At 59.8% G+C, this 22305-nt stretch carries 20 protein-coding genes; 14 read left to right on the top strand and 6 right to left on the bottom strand.

Annotated features, from left to right (window positions below; genetic code table 11):
- Positions 1–206 precede the first annotated feature (206 nt).
- From LIX91_RS00970 to LIX91_RS01005, 8 genes are all read left to right on the top strand, one after another.
- A complete protein-coding gene (locus LIX91_RS00970; RefSeq protein ID WP_226487837.1) occupies positions 207–1580 on the top strand; it encodes an amidase in 1374 nt (457 codons plus the stop codon).
- A 76-nt stretch (positions 1581–1656) separates the two neighbouring features.
- A complete protein-coding gene (locus LIX91_RS00975) occupies positions 1657–2538 on the top strand; it encodes a polysaccharide deacetylase family protein (protein ID WP_002554892.1) in 882 nt (293 codons plus the stop codon).
- A 27-nt stretch (positions 2539–2565) separates the two neighbouring features.
- Positions 2566–3906, top strand: coding sequence for an MFS transporter (locus LIX91_RS00980; RefSeq protein ID WP_003412976.1), 1341 nt, complete (start codon positions 2566–2568; stop codon positions 3904–3906).
- A 10-nt stretch (positions 3907–3916) separates the two neighbouring features.
- The gene (locus LIX91_RS00985) at positions 3917–4678 is read left to right on the top strand and encodes an SDR family NAD(P)-dependent oxidoreductase (protein WP_103696372.1); all 762 of its coding nucleotides are present in this window, start codon (positions 3917–3919) and stop codon (positions 4676–4678) included.
- 117 nt (positions 4679–4795) lie between these two features.
- Positions 4796–5545 carry an SDR family NAD(P)-dependent oxidoreductase gene (locus tag LIX91_RS00990; RefSeq protein WP_003412971.1) on the top strand — a complete coding sequence of 250 codons (750 nt, stop codon included), beginning with the start codon at positions 4796–4798 and terminating at the stop codon, positions 5543–5545.
- Positions 5546–5567: 22 nt separating this feature from the next.
- Complete coding sequence (locus LIX91_RS00995; RefSeq protein WP_003405362.1) at positions 5568–5867, top strand: hypothetical protein; 300 nt, start codon at positions 5568–5570, stop codon at positions 5865–5867.
- On the top strand, positions 5864–6871 hold the full coding sequence (locus LIX91_RS01000; RefSeq protein ID WP_226487838.1) for a CobW family GTP-binding protein: 1008 nt from the start codon (positions 5864–5866) through the stop codon (positions 6869–6871). The genes LIX91_RS00995 and LIX91_RS01000 overlap by 4 nt, the downstream gene beginning before the upstream one ends.
- Positions 6868–8064 carry a PotD/PotF family extracellular solute-binding protein gene (locus tag LIX91_RS01005; protein ID WP_226487839.1) on the top strand — a complete coding sequence of 399 codons (1197 nt, stop codon included), beginning with the start codon at positions 6868–6870 and terminating at the stop codon, positions 8062–8064. The genes LIX91_RS01000 and LIX91_RS01005 overlap by 4 nt, the downstream gene beginning before the upstream one ends.
- A gap of 254 nt (positions 8065–8318) precedes the next feature.
- Here the strand turns inward: LIX91_RS01005 and LIX91_RS01010 are convergent, their stop codons facing one another.
- Entirely contained in the window at positions 8319–10742 is a 2424-nt protein-coding gene (locus LIX91_RS01010; RefSeq protein WP_226487840.1) for a glucose/quinate/shikimate family membrane-bound PQQ-dependent dehydrogenase, read from the bottom strand.
- A 441-nt stretch (positions 10743–11183) separates the two neighbouring features.
- Here LIX91_RS01010 and LIX91_RS01015 point away from each other — a divergent pair, with 441 nt between their 5' ends.
- Positions 11184–11411 (top strand): VF530 family DNA-binding protein, encoded by a 228-nt coding sequence (locus LIX91_RS01015; RefSeq protein ID WP_226487841.1) that lies wholly within the window; start codon positions 11184–11186, stop codon positions 11409–11411.
- 53 nt (positions 11412–11464) lie between these two features.
- Entirely contained in the window at positions 11465–12124 is a 660-nt protein-coding gene (locus LIX91_RS01020; RefSeq protein ID WP_153221965.1) for a Pr6Pr family membrane protein, read from the top strand.
- Positions 12125–12139: 15 nt separating this feature from the next.
- Here the strand turns inward: LIX91_RS01020 and LIX91_RS01025 are convergent, their stop codons facing one another.
- From LIX91_RS01025 to LIX91_RS01035, 3 genes are all read right to left on the bottom strand, one after another.
- Positions 12140–12907 carry a siderophore-interacting protein gene (locus tag LIX91_RS01025; protein ID WP_003418551.1) on the bottom strand — a complete coding sequence of 256 codons (768 nt, stop codon included), beginning with the start codon at positions 12905–12907 and terminating at the stop codon, positions 12140–12142.
- Positions 12904–13494, bottom strand: a complete 591-nt coding sequence (locus LIX91_RS01030; protein WP_003418550.1) for a PadR family transcriptional regulator — start codon at positions 13492–13494, stop codon at positions 12904–12906. Before LIX91_RS01030 ends, LIX91_RS01025 begins: the two co-directional genes overlap by 4 nt.
- A gap of 87 nt (positions 13495–13581) precedes the next feature.
- A complete protein-coding gene (locus LIX91_RS01035; protein WP_226487943.1) occupies positions 13582–16701 on the bottom strand; it encodes a transglycosylase domain-containing protein in 3120 nt (1039 codons plus the stop codon).
- A gap of 359 nt (positions 16702–17060) precedes the next feature.
- Between LIX91_RS01035 and LIX91_RS01040 the strand changes: the two genes are divergently transcribed.
- On the top strand, positions 17061–17963 hold the full coding sequence (locus LIX91_RS01040) for a hypothetical protein (protein ID WP_226487842.1): 903 nt from the start codon (positions 17061–17063) through the stop codon (positions 17961–17963).
- 140 nt (positions 17964–18103) lie between these two features.
- On the opposite strand, the gene LIX91_RS01045 is transcribed toward LIX91_RS01040, so the two are convergent.
- Together LIX91_RS01045 and LIX91_RS01050 are read right to left on the bottom strand one after the other, a co-directional pair.
- The gene (locus LIX91_RS01045) at positions 18104–18811 is read right to left on the bottom strand and encodes a hypothetical protein (RefSeq protein WP_226487843.1); all 708 of its coding nucleotides are present in this window, start codon (positions 18809–18811) and stop codon (positions 18104–18106) included.
- 111 nt (positions 18812–18922) lie between these two features.
- Positions 18923–20053 carry an OpgC domain-containing protein gene (locus LIX91_RS01050; protein WP_226487844.1) on the bottom strand — a complete coding sequence of 377 codons (1131 nt, stop codon included), beginning with the start codon at positions 20051–20053 and terminating at the stop codon, positions 18923–18925.
- A 294-nt stretch (positions 20054–20347) separates the two neighbouring features.
- Between LIX91_RS01050 and LIX91_RS01055 the strand changes: the two genes are divergently transcribed.
- The 3 genes from LIX91_RS01055 (at position 20348) to LIX91_RS01065 (ending at position 22279) form a co-directional block, all read left to right on the top strand.
- On the top strand, positions 20348–20629 hold the full coding sequence (locus LIX91_RS01055) for a type B 50S ribosomal protein L31 (protein ID WP_003418539.1): 282 nt from the start codon (positions 20348–20350) through the stop codon (positions 20627–20629).
- A 151-nt stretch (positions 20630–20780) separates the two neighbouring features.
- Complete coding sequence (gene ddlA, locus LIX91_RS01060; protein WP_226487845.1) at positions 20781–21872, top strand: D-alanine--D-alanine ligase; 1092 nt, start codon at positions 20781–20783, stop codon at positions 21870–21872.
- The gene (locus LIX91_RS01065) at positions 21869–22279 is read left to right on the top strand and encodes an NUDIX hydrolase (protein WP_226487846.1); all 411 of its coding nucleotides are present in this window, start codon (positions 21869–21871) and stop codon (positions 22277–22279) included. The genes ddlA and LIX91_RS01065 overlap by 4 nt, the downstream gene beginning before the upstream one ends.
- Positions 22280–22305: the final 26 nt, after the last annotated feature.

The raw sequence follows: 22305 nt of genomic DNA on the forward strand, positions 1-22305 counted from the left end.
TTCTTTATGACGATCCTGTGCGCTGACGATGCCCTATCGCAACTGATTGATCCCTTTGCAAAAAGGTTTCTAGTACGGCGGTTCCAGCGCGAAAGGGCCATCAGCTCGATCGGGTCAGGGTGTCGCGACGTGCAGATTGGCATGGAATCTGCCTTTGTTAAATGTACATTTTATTAATAAGTACATTTTTTAAAGGTGTGATGTCCATGACCGATACCGGGAGTCACAGCGTTACCCGTGATGCCTGCGCACTGGCCGAGGATTTTGCTCAGGGGCGCAGTGACCCTGTGCAGGCTCTGGACAAGGCTCTGCAACAGGCAGAAACCGCCGATCATGTGTTCATTTCCATGAGTATCGAACGGGCACGCAGGGAAGCCGAAGCGTCTGCGGCCCGCTGGCAACAAGGGCAGCCATTGAGTCCCTTCGACGGCGTGCCCATCGCCTGGAAGGATCTTTTCGATGTGGCAGGCAGCGTCACAACCGCCGGTGCCGCGGTGCGCACCAACCTGTCGCCCGCGCTGCTGGATGCGCCGAGTGTCGGGCTGCTGGCACGGTCCGGGATGGTCAGCCTGGGCAAGACCAACCTCAGTGAATTCGCTTATTCAGGGCTGGGCCTGAACCCGCATTTCGGCACGCCGATCAACCCCAACAGCGACAGCTCGCCGCGCATTCCTGGCGGTTCGTCTTCGGGTTCGGCAGTCGCCGTGGCCAACGGAACCGTGCCGATCGCCATGGGCACCGATACCGCCGGTTCTATTCGTGTGCCGGCAGCGCTCAACGGTCTGGTGGGGTTTCGCAGCACCAGCCGCCGCTATAGCCGCGACGGTGTTTTCCCGCTGGCACTGACGCTGGACAGCGTCGGGCCATTGACCCGCAGCGTACGCGACGCTCTGGTGATCGACGATCTGCTCTGTGCGCGCAGCAAACCTTCATCGTTGATACCACGCAGCCTGGCCGGTCAGCGTTTTCTGCTCGATCAGGCGGTGCTGGAAGACGAGCGCGTCACGCCAGCCGTCCGCGACAACCTGTTGCGTGCCGTCGAAGCCTTGCGTGCAGGCGGTGCGCTGATCGAGGTCAAGCCTTGCCAGGCATTTCAGGCCACGTTGCTGTTGACCCAGCAACAGGGCTGGCTTGGTGCGGCCGAAGCGTTTGCGCTGCATCAGGCGTTGCTCGACAGCGACGCCGCCAGCCAGCTCGACCCCAGAGTTCGCAAGCGCCTGGAGGCCGCCCGTTCCATGCCGGCCAGCCTGCTGGTCAATCTTTACGCCGCGCGCGAACGCTTGCAGGAGCAGTTGACCCTCGAACTGGACGGCGCGCTGTTGATTACCCCGACCGTGGCCCATGTGGCGCCGCCGCTCGCACCGCTGCTGAAGGACGACGATCTGTTCGTTCAAACCAACCTCGCCACGCTGCGCCTGACCATGCCCGGCAGCCTGCTGAACATGCCGGGTGTGTCACTGCCCAGCGGCCGCGATGCCTCGGGCTTGCCCACCGGGCTGTTGCTCAGCGCACCGGCAGGCGAAGACGCACGGCTGCTGCGGGCGGCGTTGACCGTGGAGTCCTTGATCGCAGCCCCTTGAACACGTTTTGCAGTTCCAACCGGCCCGCGTGCCGTACCGCGCGAAGCCGATCTGATTAACCCGTGGGAGAACAACGATGGCCAAAGAAATTCTGTGTGCGTTTGGTGTGGATGTGGATGCCGTTGCCGGCTGGCTGGGCTCCTATGGTGGCGAAGACTCGCCGGACGATATTTCCCGCGGCCTGTTCGCCGGTGAAGTCGGCGCGCCGCGTCTGCTCAAGTTGTTCGAGCGTTACGGTCTGCGCACCACCTGGTTCATTCCGGGGCACTCCATGGAGACCTTCCCCGAGCAGATGAAAGCCGTGGCGGATGCCGGGCATGAAATCGGTGTGCATGGTTACAGCCATGAAAATCCGATTGCCATGACCCCGGAGCAAGAGGAGATCGTCCTCGACAAATCCATCGACCTTATCACGCAAATGACCGGCAAACGTCCGACCGGCTATGTCGCGCCATGGTGGGAGTTCAGCAACGTCACCAACGAGCTGCTGCTCAAGAAAGGCATCAAGTACGACCACAGCCTGATGCACAACGACTTCCATCCTTACTACGTTCGGGTGGGCGACAAGTGGACCAAAATCGATTACAGCCAGCACCCGGATACCTGGATGAAGCCCTTGGTGCGTGGCGAAGAAACCGATCTGGTGGAAATCCCGGCCAACTGGTACCTGGACGATCTGCCGCCAATGATGTTCATCAAGAAGGCGCCGAACAGCCATGGTTTCGTCAACCCTCGGCACCTGGAAGAGATGTGGCGCGACCAGTTCGACTGGGTCTATCGCGAACATGAACACGCTGTATTCACCATGACCATTCACCCGGACGTGTCTGGTCGCCCGCAAGTGCTGCTGATGCTGGAGCGCTTGATCGAGCACATTCAAAGCCATGCTGGCGTCAAGTTCGTCACTTTCGACGAGATTGCCGACGACTTCGTGCGTCGCAACCCCCGTACCCGCTGATTCATTGCCCTGTCCGAGGCGTCACTCATGTCCATTTACAATAAGCTCGACCTGACCGGCTGGAAACCTGAGCAACTGACTCCGGAGCAAGTACGGTTCGCCACATGGATTGCGTTTTTCGCGTGGGTGTTTGCGGTATATGACTTCATTCTGTTTGGCACGCTGTTACCGGAAATCGGTCGGCATTTCAGCTGGAGTGAGGTCGAACAGGCCGAAATCGCGACCTGGGTCGCGGTCGGCACCGCGGTGGTGGCTCTGGCCATCGGCCCGCTGGTAGATCGCCTGGGACGGCGCGTGGGTATCATTTTCACCGTGAGTGGCTCTGCGATCTGCTCGGCGCTCACGGCCATCGGCGGAGCATGGGGCAAGTCGCCCCTGATCCTCATTCGTTCGCTGGGCGGTCTGGGTTATGCAGAGGAAACGGTCAACGCGACCTATCTGAGCGAAATCTACGCGGCATCCGACGACCCGCGACTGACCAAGCGCCGTGGCTTCATCTATAGCCTGGTGCAGGGCGGCTGGCCGGTCGGTGCGCTGATCGCGGCCGGTCTGACAGCAGTGCTGTTGCCGGTTATCGGCTGGCAGGGTTGCTTCGTGTTTGCGGCCATCCCGGCCATCGTCATCGCGATCCTGGCGCGCAAGCTCAAGGAGAGCCCGCAGTTTCAGATCCATCAACGCATCACCCAGTTGCGCAAGAAGGGCGACCTCAGCCAGGCAAAGGCCGTGGCGCAGACGTACGGGGTGGATTACGAAGAACACAGCAAGGCCGGTATCGGCGCTGCCTTTCGCGGTTCCTCGCGCCGCGCGACTCTGGTGATCGGTGCGGCGATCCTGCTCAACTGGGCAGCCATTCAGGTGTTCAGTGTGCTGGGCACGACGGTGATCGTCAGCGTCCACCACATCTCGTTCGAGAACTCGCTGATCATTCTGGTGCTGTCCAACCTGGTGGGCTATTGCGGCTACCTGTGTCACGGCTGGATGGGTGACCGGATCGGTCGCCGCAATGTTATCGGCCTTGGCTGGATGCTCGGCGGCCTGGCGTTTGCCGGCATGCTTTACGGGCCGAGCAACATGGTGACGGTGGTCGGCTTGTACAGCCTGGGGCTGTTCTTCCTGATCGGCCCGTACTCGGCGGCATTGTTCTTCATCAGCGAAAGCTTCCCGACCAGCATTCGTGCCACGGGCGGCGCAATCATCCATGCCATGGGCCCGCTCGGTGCCGTGGTCGCAGGCTTCGGTGCCACATCGGTACTGAGCGCAGGCGGCGACTGGCAGACCTCGGCGTTGTACTTCGGCGCAGTGCCTTGCTTCCTGTCGGGTGCGCTGATGTTCGCCGCTAAACACGTGCGACCTGAAACGGTGAAATGAGGAGCAGCACATGACGCGTAAAGTTGCAGTGATAACCGGTGCCGCCAGCGGCATCGGTCAGGCCCTGGCAGTGGCTTTTGCCCGCCAGGGGGTGGCGGTGGCAGGCGGGTTCTATCCGGCTGACCCGCATGATCCGGACGAAACCCGCACGCTGGTGGCGGAGGCGGGCGGCGAATGCCTGATGCTGCCACTGGACGTGACCTTCACCGAGTCGGTCAATGACCTTGCCGCGCAGGCGGTCAAGGCGTTCGGCCGCATCGACTACGCGGTCGCCAATGCCGGATTGTTGCGCCGCGCGCCCTTGCTGGAAATGACTGACGAGCGCTGGAACGAGATGCTCGACGTCGACCTGACTGGCGTGATGCGCACCTTCCGCGCCGCCGTCCGGCACATGGGTGAGGGCGGGGCGCTGGTGGCGATTTCCTCGATTGCCGGGGGGGTGTATGGCTGGCAGGACCATTCCCATTACGCAGCGGCCAAGGCCGGCGTACCAGGGCTGTGTCGGTCACTGGCGGTGGAGCTCGCCCCGAAGGGCATCCGTTGCAACGCGGTGATTCCCGGCCTGATCGAGACGCCGCAATCGCTGGACAGCAAGAACTCGCTGGGACCGGAAGGTCTGGCGCAGGCGGCCAAAGCCATCCCCCTGGGCCGGGTCGGCCGAGCGGATGAAGTCGCTGCGCTGGTGCGTTTTCTGTGCAGCGATGAAGCCAGTTACCTGACCGGGCAAAGCATCGTGATCGACGGCGGCCTGACCGTGCGCTGGCCCGAGTAGATCGATTCGGATCGGCAGCGAGCTTGCTCGTGAAGCGTTCAGTACAGACGCGTGCCAGTAACTGAGCGTTCGCGAGCCATACGCCGTCATCCCCCAATCAACCAAGGAATCCGACCCATGCAGCAACTCAAACAAAAGCGCGCAGTGATCACCGGAGCAGGCAGCGGCATCGGCGCAGCCATCGCCCGCGCCTATGCGGCTGAAGGCGCGCGTCTGGTGCTGGGCGACCGAGACGCCGACAGCCTGGCGAAGATCGCTGCAGAGTGCCGCCAACTGGGCGCGCAGGTTCAGGAGTGCGTGGCCGATGTCGGCAGTGTCGACGGCGCGCAAGCCAGCGTCGATGCCTGTGTCGAGCAGTTCGGAGGTATCGACATTCTGGTCAACAACGCAGGCATGCTGACCCAGGCACGTTGCGTCGACCTGACCCTCGATATGTGGAACGACATGCTGCGCATTGATCTGACCAGCGTGTTCGTGGCCAGTCAGCGGGCATTGCCGCACATGATTGCCCAGCGCTGGGGGCGCATCATCAATGTCGCTTCGCAACTGGGTATCAAGGGCGGTGCCGAACTGACCCATTACGCCGCCGCCAAGGCCGGGGTGATCGGTTTCAGCAAGTCTCTGGCGCTGGAAGTCGCCAAGGACAACGTGCTGGTCAACGCCATTGCGCCCGGTCCTATCGAAACCCCATTGGTCGCCGGGATCAGCAGCGCCTGGAAAACCGCCAAGGCCGCCGAGTTGCCACTGGGCCGCTTCGGTCTGGCCGAGGAGGTTGCCCCGGTGGCGGTGCTACTGGCCAGCGAGCCGGGTGGCAACCTGTTCGTCGGTCAGACACTGGGCCCCAATTCCGGCGACGTCATGCCATGAGCAAACAGCTGGAGAACGCCTGATGTGTGGATTGTGCGGGCTGCTGGGAGAAGACGTGCACTGGAGCGATCCGCTGGCTGCAGAACTGCCCCGGAGGCGTGAGCGCTTGCGGCGTATTGCTGCAATCAACAAGGTGGTCGCGCCGTTTCGTCTGAAGGTCGAAGATTTTCAAGGCGTGTCTTATCTCCTGCTCGGGGCCACCGGCAAGCAGGAGCTGGCGACCGGGCTGGAGCAGCTCTGGCAGAAAGCCGAGTTGCTGATCGGCCGGCCGCTGGACCCGCTTGATTCAGGTCTGCTCGATCATCTGCAGAGGTCATCATGAGTATTGCCCTGAACGTTATTACCGGCTTCCTCGGCAGCGGCAAGACCACGCTGCTCAAACGCCTGCTGGCCGATGAAAACATGGGCGACACCGCGCTGCTGATCAACGAATTCGGCGACGTAGGTATCGATCATCTGCTGGTTGAAGAGGTCGCACCGGATACCGTGCTGCTGCCCAGCGGTTGTGTCTGTTGCACCGTCCGCGGTGAATTGAAAGACGCGCTGCTCGGCCTTCTGGAGCGGCGTAATCGAGGTGAAATTCCTGCGTTTCGGCGGGTCATTCTGGAGACCACCGGCCTGGCCGATCCGGCACCGATTCTCACCACGCTGAGCAATGACCCGCAACTTCGTGGGCGTTTTCATATCGGTCTGATCGTCACGCTGGTGGATGCCTGTCACGCGACGCTGCAGGAGCGTCTGCATCCGGAGTGGCTGGCACAGGTCGCGGCGGCGGACCGGCTGCTGTTGAGCAAGACCGATCTGTTCGACGAGCCGGTGCTGGATGGCCTGCGCGAGCATCTGCAAGCGCTGAATTTTTCTGCGCCACTGCTGGATACGGCGGATGTCCACAGCGGCGATCAGTTGCTGCTGGGCGAGGGCATGCGCAGCGACGAACCGGCCGCTGAAGTAACGCGCTGGCAACTGCATCGGGTGCTGTCGACTTCCGCGCGGCATGGTGATGCGCAGGTCTGTTGCCTGACGTTCGAGCGGCCTCTGGACTGGGTCGGCTTCGGGGTGTGGCTGTCGATGCTGTTAAGATGCCACGGTGAACGAATCCTCCGCGTCAAAGGGCTGCTCAACGTGAACGACAATCAGGCTCCCATCGTGATTCATGGTGTGCAGCATTGCCTGCATGCGCCGGTGCACCTTGCCGCCTGGCCGGGCGAGGATCGCACCTCGCGGCTGGTGTTCATCCTGCGCGGTCTCGATCCCGATCTGCTGCGTCGTTCGTTCGAAGTCTTCTCCAGCAGTTTCGCGCCGCCGCTCAACGAGTCGGCAGCATGACCATCACCTTGCGCGTGCTGGGTACCTCGGTGACCCTGCTGGAGTCTTTGCGTGAGCGGGCCGAGCAAGAACTGGGGATCAAACTGGTCTATCAGATTCACGACCTGCAAACCGCGCAACGTATCGCGGTCATGCAACCAGACAGCTACGACCTCTACGACCAATGGTTTCATAACGTCGATTTCGTCTGGCCAGCCCGGGCGATTCAACCCATCGACACGCGGCGCATTGCGCTGTGGCACGAAATCAACGACTTGCCCAAGCAGGGCCGGCTGCGGCCTACCGACCAGCTTGGCAGCGGCAGTGTGCCCAGCGAGCGTTTGTTCGTGCAACACGACGGCAGCCTGGGCAGCGCGGTGACCGAGCGCATCAGCATGCTGCCGCTGACCCATAACGCCGACAGCTTCGCCTATCGCCCCGAGCGCTTGCCGGAGGGCTTGAGCTCTGCGGACGAAAGCTGGGGCTGGTTGCTCGACCCTGTGTGGGGCGGGCGCATCGCCTTGCAGAGCGACGCGGCCATCGGCGCACTGGATGCCGCGCTTGCGGTGCAGGGGGCAGGGCTGGCGAGCTTCAAGGACATCGGCAACATGAGCATCGAAGAGATCGATCGGCTCGCTGATGTGCTGGTGCGCAAACAGCAGCAGGGGCATTTTGCTGCGTTCTGGTCAGGCGACGAAGAAGCCGCCGAACTGATGCTCAGCCCGAACATCGACATTCAGAGCCTCTGGTCACCGACCCTGGTCAGGCTGCACCGTGCCGGTGTGAAGTACCGCGTCGCGGTGCCCAAAGAGGGGTATCGGGGCTGGTTTGGCGGGCTGTCCTTGTCACGTCACGCCAAGGGGCCGGTGCTGGATGCCGCCTATGCGTACCTGAACTGGTGGCTGTCGGGCTGGCCCGGCGCAGTGATGGCACGGCAGGGCTATTACATCGGTAACCCGGCACGCAGCCGCGATCACCTCAGCGCTGCCGAATGGGATTACTGGTACGCCGGCCTGCCTGCCCGCGAACAACTGCTCGGCAGCGACGGCTTGCCGCTGATCGACGCCGGAGAAGTCCGCGATGGCGGCTCCTACGAAGAACGCATGGGCCATATCGCCGTGTGGAACTCGGTCATGAACGAGCACAACTACCTGGTCCGCCGCTGGAACGACATCCTGCGCGCCAGTGACAAAAGCAGCGCCAAGGCGCGCTAGTCAGTCGCACTGATAGAAGCCCTCAAGAGAGGACGCAGAGCGTCCAGAACGGCATTCCCACGCTGGAGCGTGCGGAACGATAATTGTGTGAACACTATCGTGCCAATGCTCCGCGTTGGCATGCATTTCGTGACGCTCCGCGTCACAGATCCGCAGCCCTGCCCGGTAGCTGGCGCCACTGAAATCAAGTTTCAGCGGCGACAAAAAAAGCGGCTACCTCTCGGTAGCCGCTTTTCATTGACCTCAGCAACGCATTACTTCGGCAGTTTGAACGCCATCACGTAGTCACCCTGTTTGGTGCCCAGTGAGCCGTGACCGCCTGCAACGACCAGCACGTATTGCTGACCGTCCTTGCCGGTGTAGGTCATCGGGGTGGTTTGCGCGCCTGCTGGCAGGCGGGCTTCCCACAACTGCTTGCCGTTACGCACGTCATAGGCACGCAGGTACTGGTCAAGCGTAGCGCTCATGAACGCCAGGCCGCTGGCGGTGGTGAACGTACCACCCAGGCTTGGAACACCCATGGTCAGCGGGAGCGGGATCGGCGAGCTGTCGCGCACGGTGCCGTTCTTGTGCATCCAGATGGTTTTTTGCGTGGTCAGGTCGACCGCCGCCACGTAACCCCATGCTGGCGCCTGGCAAGGCAGGCCCATCGGCGACAGCAGTGCTTCCAGGATCACACCATAAGGCGCGCCCTTGTTCGGCTGTACGCCTTCGGTTTCACTCTTGCGACCCGGGCCGCCTTCAACTTCGGCAGACGGTACCAGCTTCGAACGGAAAGCCATGTAGTTAGGATTGACGAAGGCGATCTGACGCACCGGGTCGACGGAAATACCGCCCCAGTCGAACACACCGAAGTTACCCGGATAAACGATCGAACCTTGCAGCGAGGGTGGCGTGAACGGACCATCGTAGCGCAGCGACTTGAAGTCGATCCGGCACATCATCTGGTCAAACGGCGTCACGCCCCACATGTCGCGCTCCTTGAGCGGCGGCGGCATGAAGTTCAGGTCGGACTTGGGCTGGGTTGGCGAGGTGTGATCACCAGCGACAGCACCTTGCGGAACCGGTACTTCATTGATCGGCACGATCGGTTTGCCGGTGCTACGGTCCAGCACGTAGATGCTGCCCTGCTTGGTCGATGCCAATACCGCAGGCTTGACGCCGTCAGCGGTTTTCATGTCCAGCAGGGTCGGCTGACCACCGACGTCCATGTCCCACAGGTCATGGTGAGTGAACTGGTAGTCCCAGCGCACGCGGCCGGTCGCGATGTCCAGTGCAACCAGGCCCGCGCTGTACTTCTCGGACTCTGGCGTACGGTCGCCGCCCCACTGGTCAGGGGTCTGGTTACCCATCGGCAGGTAGATCATGCCGAGCTTTTCATCGACGCTGAACATGGACCACATGTTCGGCGAGTTGCGCGTGTAGATCTTGCCTTCGGCAATCGGCGCAGTTTCTTCCGGATTGCCGCTGTCCCAGTTCCACACCAGACGGCCGGTGTGCACGTCATAGGCACGGATCACGCCGGACGGCTCGTCCATGGAGACGTTGTCAGTGACGTGGCCACCGATAATCACCAGGTCCTTGGTGACCGCGGGTGGCGACGTGGAGTAGTAGCCGCCCGGAGCGAAGGTGCCCATGTTGGCGGTCAGGTCCACCGAACCCTTGTTGCCGAAATCTTCACACATCTTGCCAGTATCGGCGTTCAGCGCGATCAGACGGGTGTCGGCAGTCGGCAGGAAGATTCTGCGCGGGCAGGCAGCACTGGCAGTGGCCGTGCCGTCAGCAGCCGGGACCGTCGGGCTTTGCGCCGGGGTGCTTGCGGCATAGGCAGCGTCGTCATGATAAGTGACGCCACGGCAGGTCATGTGCGCCCAACCCTTGAAGTTGGCAGCGTTCTGAGTGCTGAGCTTCGGATCGAAGCGCCAGATTTCCTTGCCCGAATCCGGGTCGAGCGCAATCACCTGACTGTGCGGCGTGCACACGTAGAGCATGCCGTTGACCTTGAGCGGGGTGTTCTCGGCAGTGGTTTCACCCGGGTCATTCGGCCCCGGAATGTCACCGGTGCGATAGGTCCAGGCCGGCTCCAGCTTGTTGACGTTTTTCGGTGTGATCTGCGCCAGTGGCGAGTAGCGGTCACCGAAGGCGGTGCGGCCGTAGGACTGCCAGTCGCCGTCAGGCATGGCCGGGGCGGTGTTGGTCGTGCCAGCCGTCTCGCGGTCCAGCTGGCCTTCGATACGACCCGGATTGGTGAACTGGCTTGCCAGCGCGGTCAGGCCGGCCAGCACCACGGCGATGCTCAATGCACCGGTGCCCATGCGTGCCGGACCGTTGCGCAGCAGCGGCTTGCGGAACCATGGCAGCAGCAACACGATACCCAGGGCGAACCACAGCGCCAGGCGTGGCACCAATTGCCACCAGTCGAGGCCGACTTCCCACAACGACCACACGGTGCTCGCGAACAGCAGCAGTGCATAAAGGCCCAGCGCAGCCGCACGACCCGTGATCAGCAGCACGCCAGTCACGGCGAAGCCGATACCGGCCAGCAGGTAATACAACGAGCCATCCAGTTGCAGCAGTCGGGCACCACCGACCAGCAAGGCCAGCCCCATCAACAGGATCACCAGCCCGAGCAGGGTCGGTAACAGGCGATTTCTATTTGAAGCACCGTCAGTGCTCATAATGCGAATCTCCGCGAGAAGTAAGTAATTGACATCTTGTTTTAAGCATCGCCTGCCTTGGCGCCATTCCTTGAAGCTGCTTGTTGAGACGAATCGCCGACGGTGGAATTAAACCGTCGGGCAGAGCGCGGCTGCACGTTTGGTCGGCGCGGTCATTGAGTCGTAGACCATCACCGCCCGAATTCGTGCATAGGCTTTTGTCCGAAGGAACATCTGCAGAAGGGGAAATCTTCAATCCTTAACCCGGCAATGATAGGGCGCTAACGATTTTTCTAAAAGCGAAAAACCTGACATGGATCATTGCGAAGCCGGCAACAGTGCTGCAGGTCGACGGTGTTTTATCAAGGCGTGGCGCTTACAATGGCAGACTTTCGGGAAGCACCTGCGTACTCCAGAGATCCGTTCAGGTTCGTCTCCTCTTCATCGGTTGCAAGGCTCATCATGACAACACCCAACTCCGACCCATTGCACGGCGTCACGCTGGAGCAGATCCTCAGGGCGCTGGTCGAACATTACGAATGGTCCGGCCTTGCCGAGCGCATCGATATTCGCTGCTTCAAAAGCGATCCGAGCATCAAGTCCAGTCTGACCTTCCTGCGCAAGACCCCCTGGGCGCGGGAGAAGGTCGAAGCGCTGTATGTGAAATCGCATCGCAGCAAGGGCTGGTAACAGGCCCGCCAGAATAGCTTGGCACGGAAGCCGGCACTCAAGGATACCGATTGATGCTCAGCGAACATCCACAACCTGCGCAGGGACAGCGCTATTACGCCCTCGTGGCCGCTTGCCTCGGCTGGTCGGGACTGGTGATTCAGCTTTACCTGATCCTGATTGGTCGTTATGCCGATCACGCCAGTCTGCTGGGTGGGCTGGTACGCTTTTCAAGTTTCTTCACCGTACTGACCAACATGCTTGTAGCGGTCGCACTGAGTTGCGCGCTGACGACACAGCAGTCGGCAGGCCACCGGTTCTTCCGCCATCCAGTGGTGTGTGGCGGCATTGCGGTGAGCATTGCGCTGGTGGGCATCGCCTACAACATCCTGTTGCGCCACTTGTGGCACCCGGAAGGCTGGCAGTGGGTGGCCGATGAACTGCTGCACGACATAATGCCGCTGGCGTTCGTGCTCTATTGGTGGCTGTACGTGCCCAAGGGCGCGCTGCGTCTGAGGCATATACCGCTCTGGGCGATCTATCCGCTCGTCTACTTCGCCTACGTCCTGCTGCGTGGCCACATGTTCGGTGATTACCTGTATCCGTTCATCGATGTCGGCACGCTCGGTTTCTCGGCTGCATTCATCAACGCGCTGGGCGTGCTGCTGGGTTTCGTACTGATCGCATTGGTGCTGCTGGGCGTCGATAAACGGGCGTCTCGTCGTACGCGGTGAGTCGCCCGGTCCTGCTCATTCTGCAGTGCTGTCCAGCTTCCAGTAACCGGCGGCCTTGACGAAGTCCTCTTCCAGGCCGAACTCGTCGAGCAGCACACGACGTAGCTTGCGTGACAGCGCGGATTCAGTCGCGACCCAGGCGTACAGCTTGCCCTCGGGCATCTCCAGGCGACGCGTGACGTCCAGCAGATTCTGTTCGCCGCGTACGAGCCAGATCACGTCGACCTGTGCGGCACTGTCGAACACCTGCTGTTCCTGCGGGTTGGCCACTTCGACCACCACCAGCGCAGCGCGGTTGGCGGGCAGCGATTCCAAGCGTCGGGCGATGGCGGGAATGGCTGTTTCGTCACCGATCAGCAGATAGCTGTCGAACATGTCCGGCACCACCATCGAACCCTTTGGCCCTGCGATGTGCAGAAATTGCCCGGGCGCTGCCTGAGCGGCCCAAGTGGTCGCCGGGCCTTCGCCATGCAGCACGAAATCGATATCCAGTTCCCCGGTTTTTTCGTCGTAGCGACGCGGCGTGTAATCGCGCATCGCCGGGCGCGGCGTGTCCTTGTCACCGGCAGGGTTGAGGTTTTCCAGCGCTGCCTGTTCTTCTGCCGTTTGCGGGAAGAACAGTTTGACGTGGTCATCGGTGCCCAGGCTGATGAAGCCCGCCAGCTCCGGCCCCTGCAAGGTAATGCGGCGCATCAGGGGCGTCAGTTCCGTGACCCTCACCACCTGTAGCTTGCGTCGCTTGATTTCATGCATGACGCGATGGATTGACTGGGGCGAATTCATGCCGACTCCTCCGAGGCAGGTTGAGGCCCATCGACGACAGCCTTGGCCGTGCTGTTGAGCAGTTCGCTGACGCGCAGAATCTCTTCCGGGCTCCAGCGGCCATGGTGCATCTGCAGCGCGTGGCGCAGGTTATGCACCGCTTCATGGATTTCCGGCGGACGATCATGGCCGCGCAATGAGCGCTTGCTGACATCGATTCGCATGCGCACACCTTCCAGCGCTACGGCCTGATCTTCCAGGGATTGGCGACCCGCATCGGTGACGGTGTAGAGCTTCTTGCCGGCCTGTGCATCGCCGACCACCATTTCGCTTTCTTCAAGGAACGTCAGGGTGGGGTAAATAACGCCGGGGCTGGGGCAGTACGCGCCCTCGAACAGGCCTTCGATCTTGCGGATCAGGTCGTAACCGTGGGCAGGCTGTTCGGCGATCAACGCCAGCAACAGCAGTTTCAGATCGCCAGGGGCGAAAACCCGAGGGCCACGTCCACCGCGTTCGCGGCCTGGGCGTTTTTCAAAACCGTCGCGATCTTCACCTGCTTCACGAAGATGCGGCGGACGGTGGTGGGGTGGGTGTTTATCTTCACGCATGTTTTTGCTCTCTGGTTACAAGTTAGATATACCTTAAGATATATCTTATTGTAATCACAGAGCTGGCAGACGAGCGGTCATTGCCGGTCAGACACCCTTGGGCGGATCCGCAAGCGGGGCGTTGCACATCGCCTGTCCGTGGTTTTCCAGGTACGGCGTCAGAATCGGCGCCATGCCTTTGAGCACCTGCACCGGCAACGCCGAGGTGAAGCGAAAGCCCTCGGCAGCGCGTCCCGGCACGAACGCCGTCAGCGCGCCAAAGTGGTTGTCGCCGATATAAAACACAAAAGTCGCCGTGCGGTTGATCGCCCTTGAGCTGAGAATTCGCCCGCCCGCACCGACGCTTTCGATCCTGTTGTCGCCGGTGCCGGTCTTGCCGCCCATCGCCAGCACACTGCCGTCCTGCATCTTGAACGTGCCTTGCACGCGTTTGGCCGTGCCGCCGTCCACCACTTGCGACAAGGCCTCGCGCATTGCCGCTGCGACTTCCGATGGCAACACACGCTTGCCCAGCTCCGGGTTGATACTCAGCTGGGTGTCATAAGGCGTATCGGCAGCAAAGTGCAGACTGTCGATGCGCACCGCAGGCAGGCGGATCCCATCGTTCTGGATGATGCCGATCAGCTCGGCAAGCGCCGCCGGACGGTCTCCCGAACTGCCGATAGCCGTCGCCAGCGAAGGCACCAGGTGGTCGAACGGATAACCCACACGCTGCCAGCGTTGCTCGATGTCCAGAAACGCTTCGACCTCCATCATGGTCCGCACCCGGCTGTCGCGAGCGCCTTTGTGGCGACTCTTGAACAGCCAGCCATAGACTTCCTGACGCTCGAAACGACTGGCGGCCACCGCGTCCTTGAACTGTGCTTCCGGGTGCTTGAGCAGGTAGCCCACCAGCCACAGCTCCAGCGGGTGAACGCGGGCGATGTAGCCTTGATCGGGCAGGTCATAAGTGCCCGGACCGTAACTTTGGTACAGATCGGCAAGACGTTTGTCGGTGAGTTTCGAGCTTGCCCTGGGGTCGTCGAGGTGGGCGCGGATGAACGCGTTGAATGTGCCCTGATCAGCGCCCGGCAGCAGATAACGGTGTACCGCAGCCAGGCGAATAGCCGTCGGGTGAATGCCGTCCAGGAAGGTGTCGAGCCGTTCCTGTGTGGTCTTTTCCTTGTAGCGTTTCCAGAAGCGCAGCAGGAATACCATGCCTTCGCGGTCGGCAAACTGCGCCAGGTATTCCTGACGGCGCGGGTTGTCGTCATCCTTGAGCAGCTCGGCGCTGTTGTTGGGCGCCTGATAGGTGCTGTAGCGCACGACATCGCGCATCAGGCGAATGAACGGCAGGTTGATCGACTCACGCAGCGACTCGCGCAGGGTCGGAATCCGCTCGTTGTCTTCGCGCCGGAAATTATTGAAACGGTGCATGCCGCCACCGGTGAAGAACGCTTCTGCTGGGCTGGCCGAGTAGGTGCGGTCGAGTGCGGCCGAGAGCATCTTCGCCAGATCACGGTCCTTGTTCATCAGCAGGTAATCCACCGCCCAGCGGGTCAGCCGATCCGGTTCCTCGACCGGGACTTTGCGCAATTGCGCAGGGCTCAAGCCCGAATAGCGCCCGTGCAGCTCGGCGATGATCTCCAGATACGTCGTCAGCACGCGCATCTTTGCCGTCGAGCCCAGCTCCAGCTTGCTGCCTTCGTTGATGTCGAACGGCTGATCGGTGCTGTCGGTCTGCACCCTGACCCGCGAGCCATCCACGCCGCGTTCGAACAACGTGAAGCTATAGCGTACCTGGGTGGTACTGGCCGGGGTCAGCAGCCGCTCGCCCATCAAGCCGGTTTTTGCGGCAAACTCAGGGTTGGCCAGGTCACGCAGGTACTGGCTGACGCTGCGCTGCAACTCGCCATGCAGGGTGCTGGTGGCGGACAGGTCGAGACGGTCGAGGTCGTAAAGCGGGCGATTGAGCAGATTCGACAGGCGAGTGCGCGCGACACTGATGCCCTTGTTGGTTTCGATGGGCTGCAGGGTCGGTTGCTGTGCCCAGTCGCGGTAGGTGACCTGGGCTGCCAGCGCGGCCTCGGCCAGCGGTCGGTCGATGACGTTGGCCTGGGCCAGCAAGCGAATGTGGCTGTCGGTCAACTCGGCGAGTTCAGAGCGGCCCTTGGCCAGATAGTGCGACGGGCGACGTTGGGCGATTACCAGTGAGAGCACCTCACGCAGCGCCAGCGCCTTGTCGGCCAGCGCCTGTTTATTGCCTGGATTCGACGCCAGTATCTCGTTGGTTTTGCCGAAGTCTGCGCCGAACCATACCCTCAGCCCTTCAGCCAGACCATGCACCTCGCCATGCCCCGGCACCGCAGACAGCGGCACGCTGTTCAGGTAGTCACGCACCACCCGTTGGCGCACGGCAAGTGTCTCGGTCCCCGGCTGATAGGCGCGAACGCTGGCGGAAATCATTTGCCGCAGCTTTTCAGAACCCGACAGCGTCAGCCCGTCTGGGGAGTGACGGTATTTTTCCAACTGAGTGGCCAGCGTGCTGCCCCCAGCCGACTGGCCGGGGAGGGCAAACATCTTCGCCAGTTGCGACCAGGCGGCTTTGACAAAACGTGGCCAGTCCACCGCAGGGTTGGCCATGGGCTGCTGCGGATCGAGCAGGTCGCGGTTTTCGATAAACAGCAGGCTGTTCACCAGCATCGGCGGAATGGCGGCAAAGGTCGGGTAAAACTGCTGTGGGTATCTGAACTCGTACAGTGGCTCGTTCCGGCAATCGGTGATCGACAGCCCGGCCTGGGTTTTTTCCTCGTAAGGCACGAAAAAACCATGCCGGACGTAACGCAGCAGTTCCGGGGAAAACCGGGTCTGGCGCGTAATCACATAATCGCGCTTGAGCAGGCGCGAGAGGAATTCATCCATGGATGAATAGCCCAGGCGCCTGTCGAACGGCCCGTCACCGGGATACACCACGTCATGACTCGGCCCAGGCTGCATCGAATAACCCAGGCTCGCGGCAAAACGGCTGAATTCGCGCGCCTGAAGCCTGGAGGTTCTGCTCTCCACGGCCACCGCCACGCCCAATGCAACCCCGGCCAACACCACCACGACCCAGAACACCCGCCATCCGTATCGCTTGCGACGAGGATATTTGGGCGTACGAGGATCATCCTCACGATCAGCGGATAGCGTCTCTTGCTTGCTATCGGAATGCCGAAATGCGCCCATAGTCGATTGTCCGGTCATCCTGTCAAAGCACCTGACCCAAGCTTAGACGCTGGATGGGATTGTGGGAGGGAATTGTCTGGTGGTTTTTGAGCCGCTCGGAGGCGCTGCTTAGACGAGCCTTGCCTGGGAGTTGCTTCTTCAGGCGCCAAGCCTGATTGAAAGGGGATCGGTCATGGACAGGCGTTCTAGAAGCAGTTTTCAAACTGGCTTTTAGTTTTTAAAGACTGATCAGTTATTTGTAAGACCTTTCCGATAATTGTTTCAAACGCTTGATCTTGGAGGTAACAGTTGATTACGTCCGATTTTGTCAGTGGCAATGATGCCCTGGGTAATCAATCACTACTATCGAGATCAATAAAATGAAATACAAGAAGAGCAAAGCGGGTCGTACGTTTGTTTGCGGGCTACTATTGACAATGTCTTGCCATGCGATGGCGCAAGTAGAGGTGGCACCAGTTGTCACTGAACCGCCCATGCCGTCGGAGCAGACTGCACGAAACCAAAATCATTCGATTCCTGTGGTGCTGTCGGACAAGATTCATCAGATCAGTAATATTCTGGAAAGCACAACGGCGGTCCATCAGTATGGATTCACTGCAGTACGCGGCCAGAATGTTTTGATTACGACGCCGGACAGAGACTATAACCAGAAATGGCGGCTTGAGTATCAGGTGGACGGCGGGGAATGGCAGTCCAAGCGTCACTCATCGGCAGAGAGAATCAAAGCGCTCAACCCTGGTTCGCAAGTCAATATACGTATTGTTGCAACTGACGGTGCCAGGTTTGATACGGCTGACTATAAAGTAGTATTTGGCTCTTTTCCTCATATGCAGTATGACTTGCACCATGAGAAAGGCTTCAGATTGATTCCGTATGGTTTTACCGATCCTCCTTTTTTGGCGACTCAAGCACTTACAAATGCCATGCTGGAAGCTACCTTTACAGACAGCAAAGCTTTTCCATTGGAGGGTGGGGTGCTAGATTTTTTTCTAGGTGTAGAAAGCGACGCTGGTGTGACGTATACCTCGGACAGTTCTGGGAAGATCATGCAGTTGATAACGTTCGGCCGATGTGAAGGCGGAAAGCTTGCTGATAACTTTACTCATTACAGCGAAAACGGAAGAGAAACCTGGAGTACACGCTATCAATCAAAATACTACTGGGCTAAAAATGTGCTGCCGGAACAATTGGCTGACAAGCCGCACAAATATAATTTTGGCCATATTTGCAAGCGGTGGTTAACTAATTGGTCCAGGAATTGATATAAGCTTAAATATTTTGCCTGGAAACATCCAGGCAGAGTGTTTTCTATTTCTGCAAGCAAGGCTGCCGCGCCTAACAAAAAATGCTTTTTCCTGTTGCTGAAAGATTAGGACTCTGTAGAGTCCTAATCTTGTATAAATCAAGCATGAATGTCAATTATGGACCTGTGCTCATCCTCACGCTTCGGCGCATTACGCTCCACTTGATAAAGAATCGTGTTGATGAAATTGCCGATGTGGTTGCGGCTGAATATCTGTCCGTAGTCAACGATCTTGCTGTAGTTCTCCAGGTTAAGCGTGTGGCGGTTGTCGAGTTTTTCTGTGTATTGATCGACGAGTTCCATGACGCTTTTGGCGTTCTTGCGTAGATCGTCTTTCAGTGACTGACGCTCGTTCAACTTCTCGGTCAGATAGCTGAATTCTGCGGGGGTGAGTACGCCATCAGGATCTGTAACCTGAATCTCCTGATTGAAGCCCAGTGTGAAGCCAAAGTGCTTGTTTGACAGCTCCAGATTTAAATAAGGAAGCTGTTGTTTGAATTCGTGGTAATTGTCGAACATGCGGCACATTTCTGCGTTCGATGTTTTGATTAGCTCCTTCAGATATTTGTCTCTAAGGTCATCAAGATCTTCTTTGGGAAGCATCTTGTAGAATGATGCAATTTCACCTCTTGAGTTTTTTGTTAGCCAAGGAGAGTCCTCATAGCGGTAGAACTCTTCATTAGGGTTGCGTTGTTTTATGGCCGGCTTTGCAGTTTCATTATTTGCGTTTTCAGGCGGCGCGGATGTACGACTGCTCAGTGTACCGAGCTGGCTCTGTAACGTTAGGATTGAAGAATTTATGTTCATGCCAAGGACTCGCCGGTAGTAAGTTAAATTGCTAACGGCAGTCCTCAGCAAAACTTGGCCTGACAAACCTGTAGGAAATCTCCGAGAGGGCATGCAAACGTGACGCTGTTCTCAAGTTGGCAATAGGTGCGGCGATGTCCCCAGTCGTTTATTCAACTCCAACCCATTGGCCATCAACATCATCAATCCCAAGCCGACAATCGCCGTGGTCACTTGCATGGGCCATGTATCGCCTGCCAGTGCATTGGCCATGTCTGCCAGTGGCGCGAGCAGGACGCCCAGGCAGAAGACTTCCAGTGAATAACGCCCCATGCGGGAGGTCTGGCGCGCAGGCCAGTTTTCCAGCCACGTGCTTGAGGCTGGCAGCAGTCGGGCGACGACGTACACCAGGGCAAGAAAGTGCAGTAACCGGACGGGCGCAAGGTCGGTCTTGCTGATTGGGTAAAGGCTTTCAAGGTGCAGGCTGGAGACCAGCGCGGCGTGCAGGCCGGGCCATTTTTCGCTGAAGGTCAGGATGCCTGCGACCAGCACGTAGACGGCAGCCACCATGAACAAGGGCTGTTGGCGCAACGGAGGGCGCTCAGTTGTTGTAGCTGTTTCGCTGCGCAACGCGCACGCACCGCCGAGCACGAACAGCAGCTGCCAGGCGACCGGGTTGAAGTACCAGACACCGCCGCCTTCGTAGGCGCGCAGGTTCCAGCCGAATAGCGGCACCATCAGGTACAGGGCAATCGACAGGCCGACGGCCACTTCGAGTTTGCGCAGCATCACTGGCAAGGTCAGCGGCAAGGTCAGCAACAGCACGATATACAGCGGCAACGGGTCGGTGAGGTTCGGTTTGAAGCGCAGCAGCAGTTCATCGGCCAATGCCTGTTGCGGGTTGCCGACGAAGTATTCAAGGCCCATCTGCTGGACCATGTCGCGCGTCTCGACGTGATTGTTGGCGACGAAGACGATGCCCATCAGCAGGGTCAGCAGAAAGATATGCACCACATACAGCACCCAGGTCCGGCGCAGGATACGCACGCCAGCCACCAGCATGCCGTCACGTCGGGCGATGCGCCCGTAGGCCAGGATCGAGGCGTAACCGGCGAGGAAAACGAAGATTTCCGCTGCGTCGCTGAAGCCGAAGTTGCGTATGGTCAGTTGCGCCATGGGATTGTCCGGCACGTGATCCCAGAAGATGAAGATCAGTGCCAGGCCGCGAAAGAAGTCGATTCGATGATCGCGTCCGTTAGTCATAACGGTGGACTCTTGAAAGTGCTAATGAGTAAAGATAGGCCACAGAGGCTCAGGTTCCAGGCCAGCGACCAGTGACGTTCGGCGGCGCGGCAGGGTGCCGCTAATCGAGGGCAATTGCAAAGGCGCGCTATTACAGAATGTCTCCGGCTCAGGCGTTCCGGTGGCTTCACGCCGACAGCGGCGCCGTGTGCGTGTTCGATCAACCTCACCAATGATGGCAATCAACAGCAGTCATTCTCATCTCCCGTTACGTTACTGTATAACTATTTCAGTCAACTCACCGGAGAGATCACGATGAAACCCGATATCCATCCTCAATACCGCACCGTGCTGTTCCACGACACTGCTGCCGATGCTTACTTTCTGATCGGCTCCACTGTAGACACAGACCGCACGCAACAGCACACCGACGGCACTGCCTATCCTTATGTTGCGCTCGATGTTTCCAGTGCTTCGCACCCGATGTACACCGGGCAGCAGCGCAAAACCACCACCGAAGGCCGGATCGCGGGTTTCAACAAGCGTTTCGCCGCCTTTGGCTCCGCTGGCAAGAAAGAAACCGCAGCCGCTCAATGAGCGGTCTGACCTCCCGGTCGTGGGCACTTCGCATGGATTGCCCACGACCGGGATTTTTTTGTCTGAATTTCAGGCCTGCGGCCAATCATCTACTGGACTAACAGCCGACATTGCTTTTATCTTCGCGGCCTGAAAAACAGGAGTAACCGCTTTGAAAAAGTCAGTCGCCATCGTTTTCGGTGGGCAATCCAGCGAGCATGAGGTTTCGTTGCAGTCGGCACGCAACGTGATCAATGCGATTGATCGTGAACGCTATGCGCTGACCCTGATCGGCGTCGACAAGCTGGGCCGCTGGCTGCATTTCGACGAAGCCGATTACCTGCTCAATGCCACTGATCCTGCACGGATCAAACTGAGCGCATCAGGCAAGCCATTGTCCTTGCTGCCGGGCAGCATCGGTGGGCAGTTCGTTGACGTCGAGTCATGCCAGCCTCTGGCAGCTATCGATGTAGTATTCCCGCTGATCCACGGCGCTTTTGGTGAAGACGGTGCGTTGCAGGGTGTGCTGCGCATGCTGGCCGTGCCCTTTGTCGGCGCCGATGTGCTGTCCTCTGCGGCCTGTATGGACAAGGACGTGACCAAGCGTCTGCTGCGCGATGCGGGCATTGCCGTCGCGCCGTTCAGGGTCCTGTCGCGTGGGGAGAGCCTTTCTTTCACGGAGGCTGCCGAACAGTTGGGGCTGCCGATGTTCGTCAAGCCGGCCAACCAGGGTTCATCGGTGGGCGTGAGCAAGGTGTCCGACGAGGCTGGTTTCGCGGCGGCACTGGCGCTGGGTTTCGAGTTCGATCACAAGCTGCTGATCGAGCAGGGCATCGTCGGCCGTGAAGTGGAGTGCGCCGTACTGGGCAACTTCGACGCGCAGGTCAGTGTCTGTGGCGAAGTGATTGCCAACGATGAATTCTATGCCTACGACACCAAGTACCTGAACGGCGATCAGGCACGCATCGCGATTCCCGCCGAGCTGCCGGCCGATCTGAGTGATCAGGTGCGTGACGTCGCGTTGCAAGCGTACAAGGTGCTGGGCTGCGCGGGGCTTTCGCGGGTCGATTTCTTCGTCACCGAAGGGCGCGACATCATCATCAACGAAGTCAACACGCTGCCGGGTTTCACCTCCATCAGTATGTACCCCAAACTCTGGCAGGCCAGCGGTCTGTCGTATGCCGAACTGATCCATCGCCTGATCGTTCTGGCCCTGGAACGGGCTGATCAGGCGCGGCTGCTGAAAACGGAGATCTTCGCATGAAGATCATCCGCATCGCGGCGGCGCTGCTGATCGGCGCAGACGGCCGGACCCTGCTGGTGCGCAAGTGCGGTACTCAGGCTTTCATGCAGCCGGGCGGCAAGATCGAGCCCGGTGAACCGGCACCGCAGGCGCTGGCCAGGGAGCTTGAAGAAGAACTCGGGCTGATCATCGATCCGCAGCAGGCGCTGTTTCTCGGCGAGTTCGCTGCACCGGCTGCCAACGAGCCGGGCTTTGAGGTGTGTTGTCAGCTTTACGAGGTCAGAACTGATGCCCAGGTTCTGCCCGCCGCCGAGATCGAAGAAGTGCTGTGGGTCGGCGCAGACAGTCTTGCGCATATGCATCTGGCTCCGCTGACACGCGACCTGATCCTGCCGTTGTACCGCGAGCGGCAGACTCCAGCGAACTGAACCCGTGTCGTCCTGTGCCTTGGCGC

Source organism: Pseudomonas sp. B20, assembly GCF_020515755.1.
In the GTDB taxonomy this organism is placed as follows: Bacteria; Pseudomonadota; Gammaproteobacteria; order Pseudomonadales; family Pseudomonadaceae; genus Aquipseudomonas; species Aquipseudomonas syringae.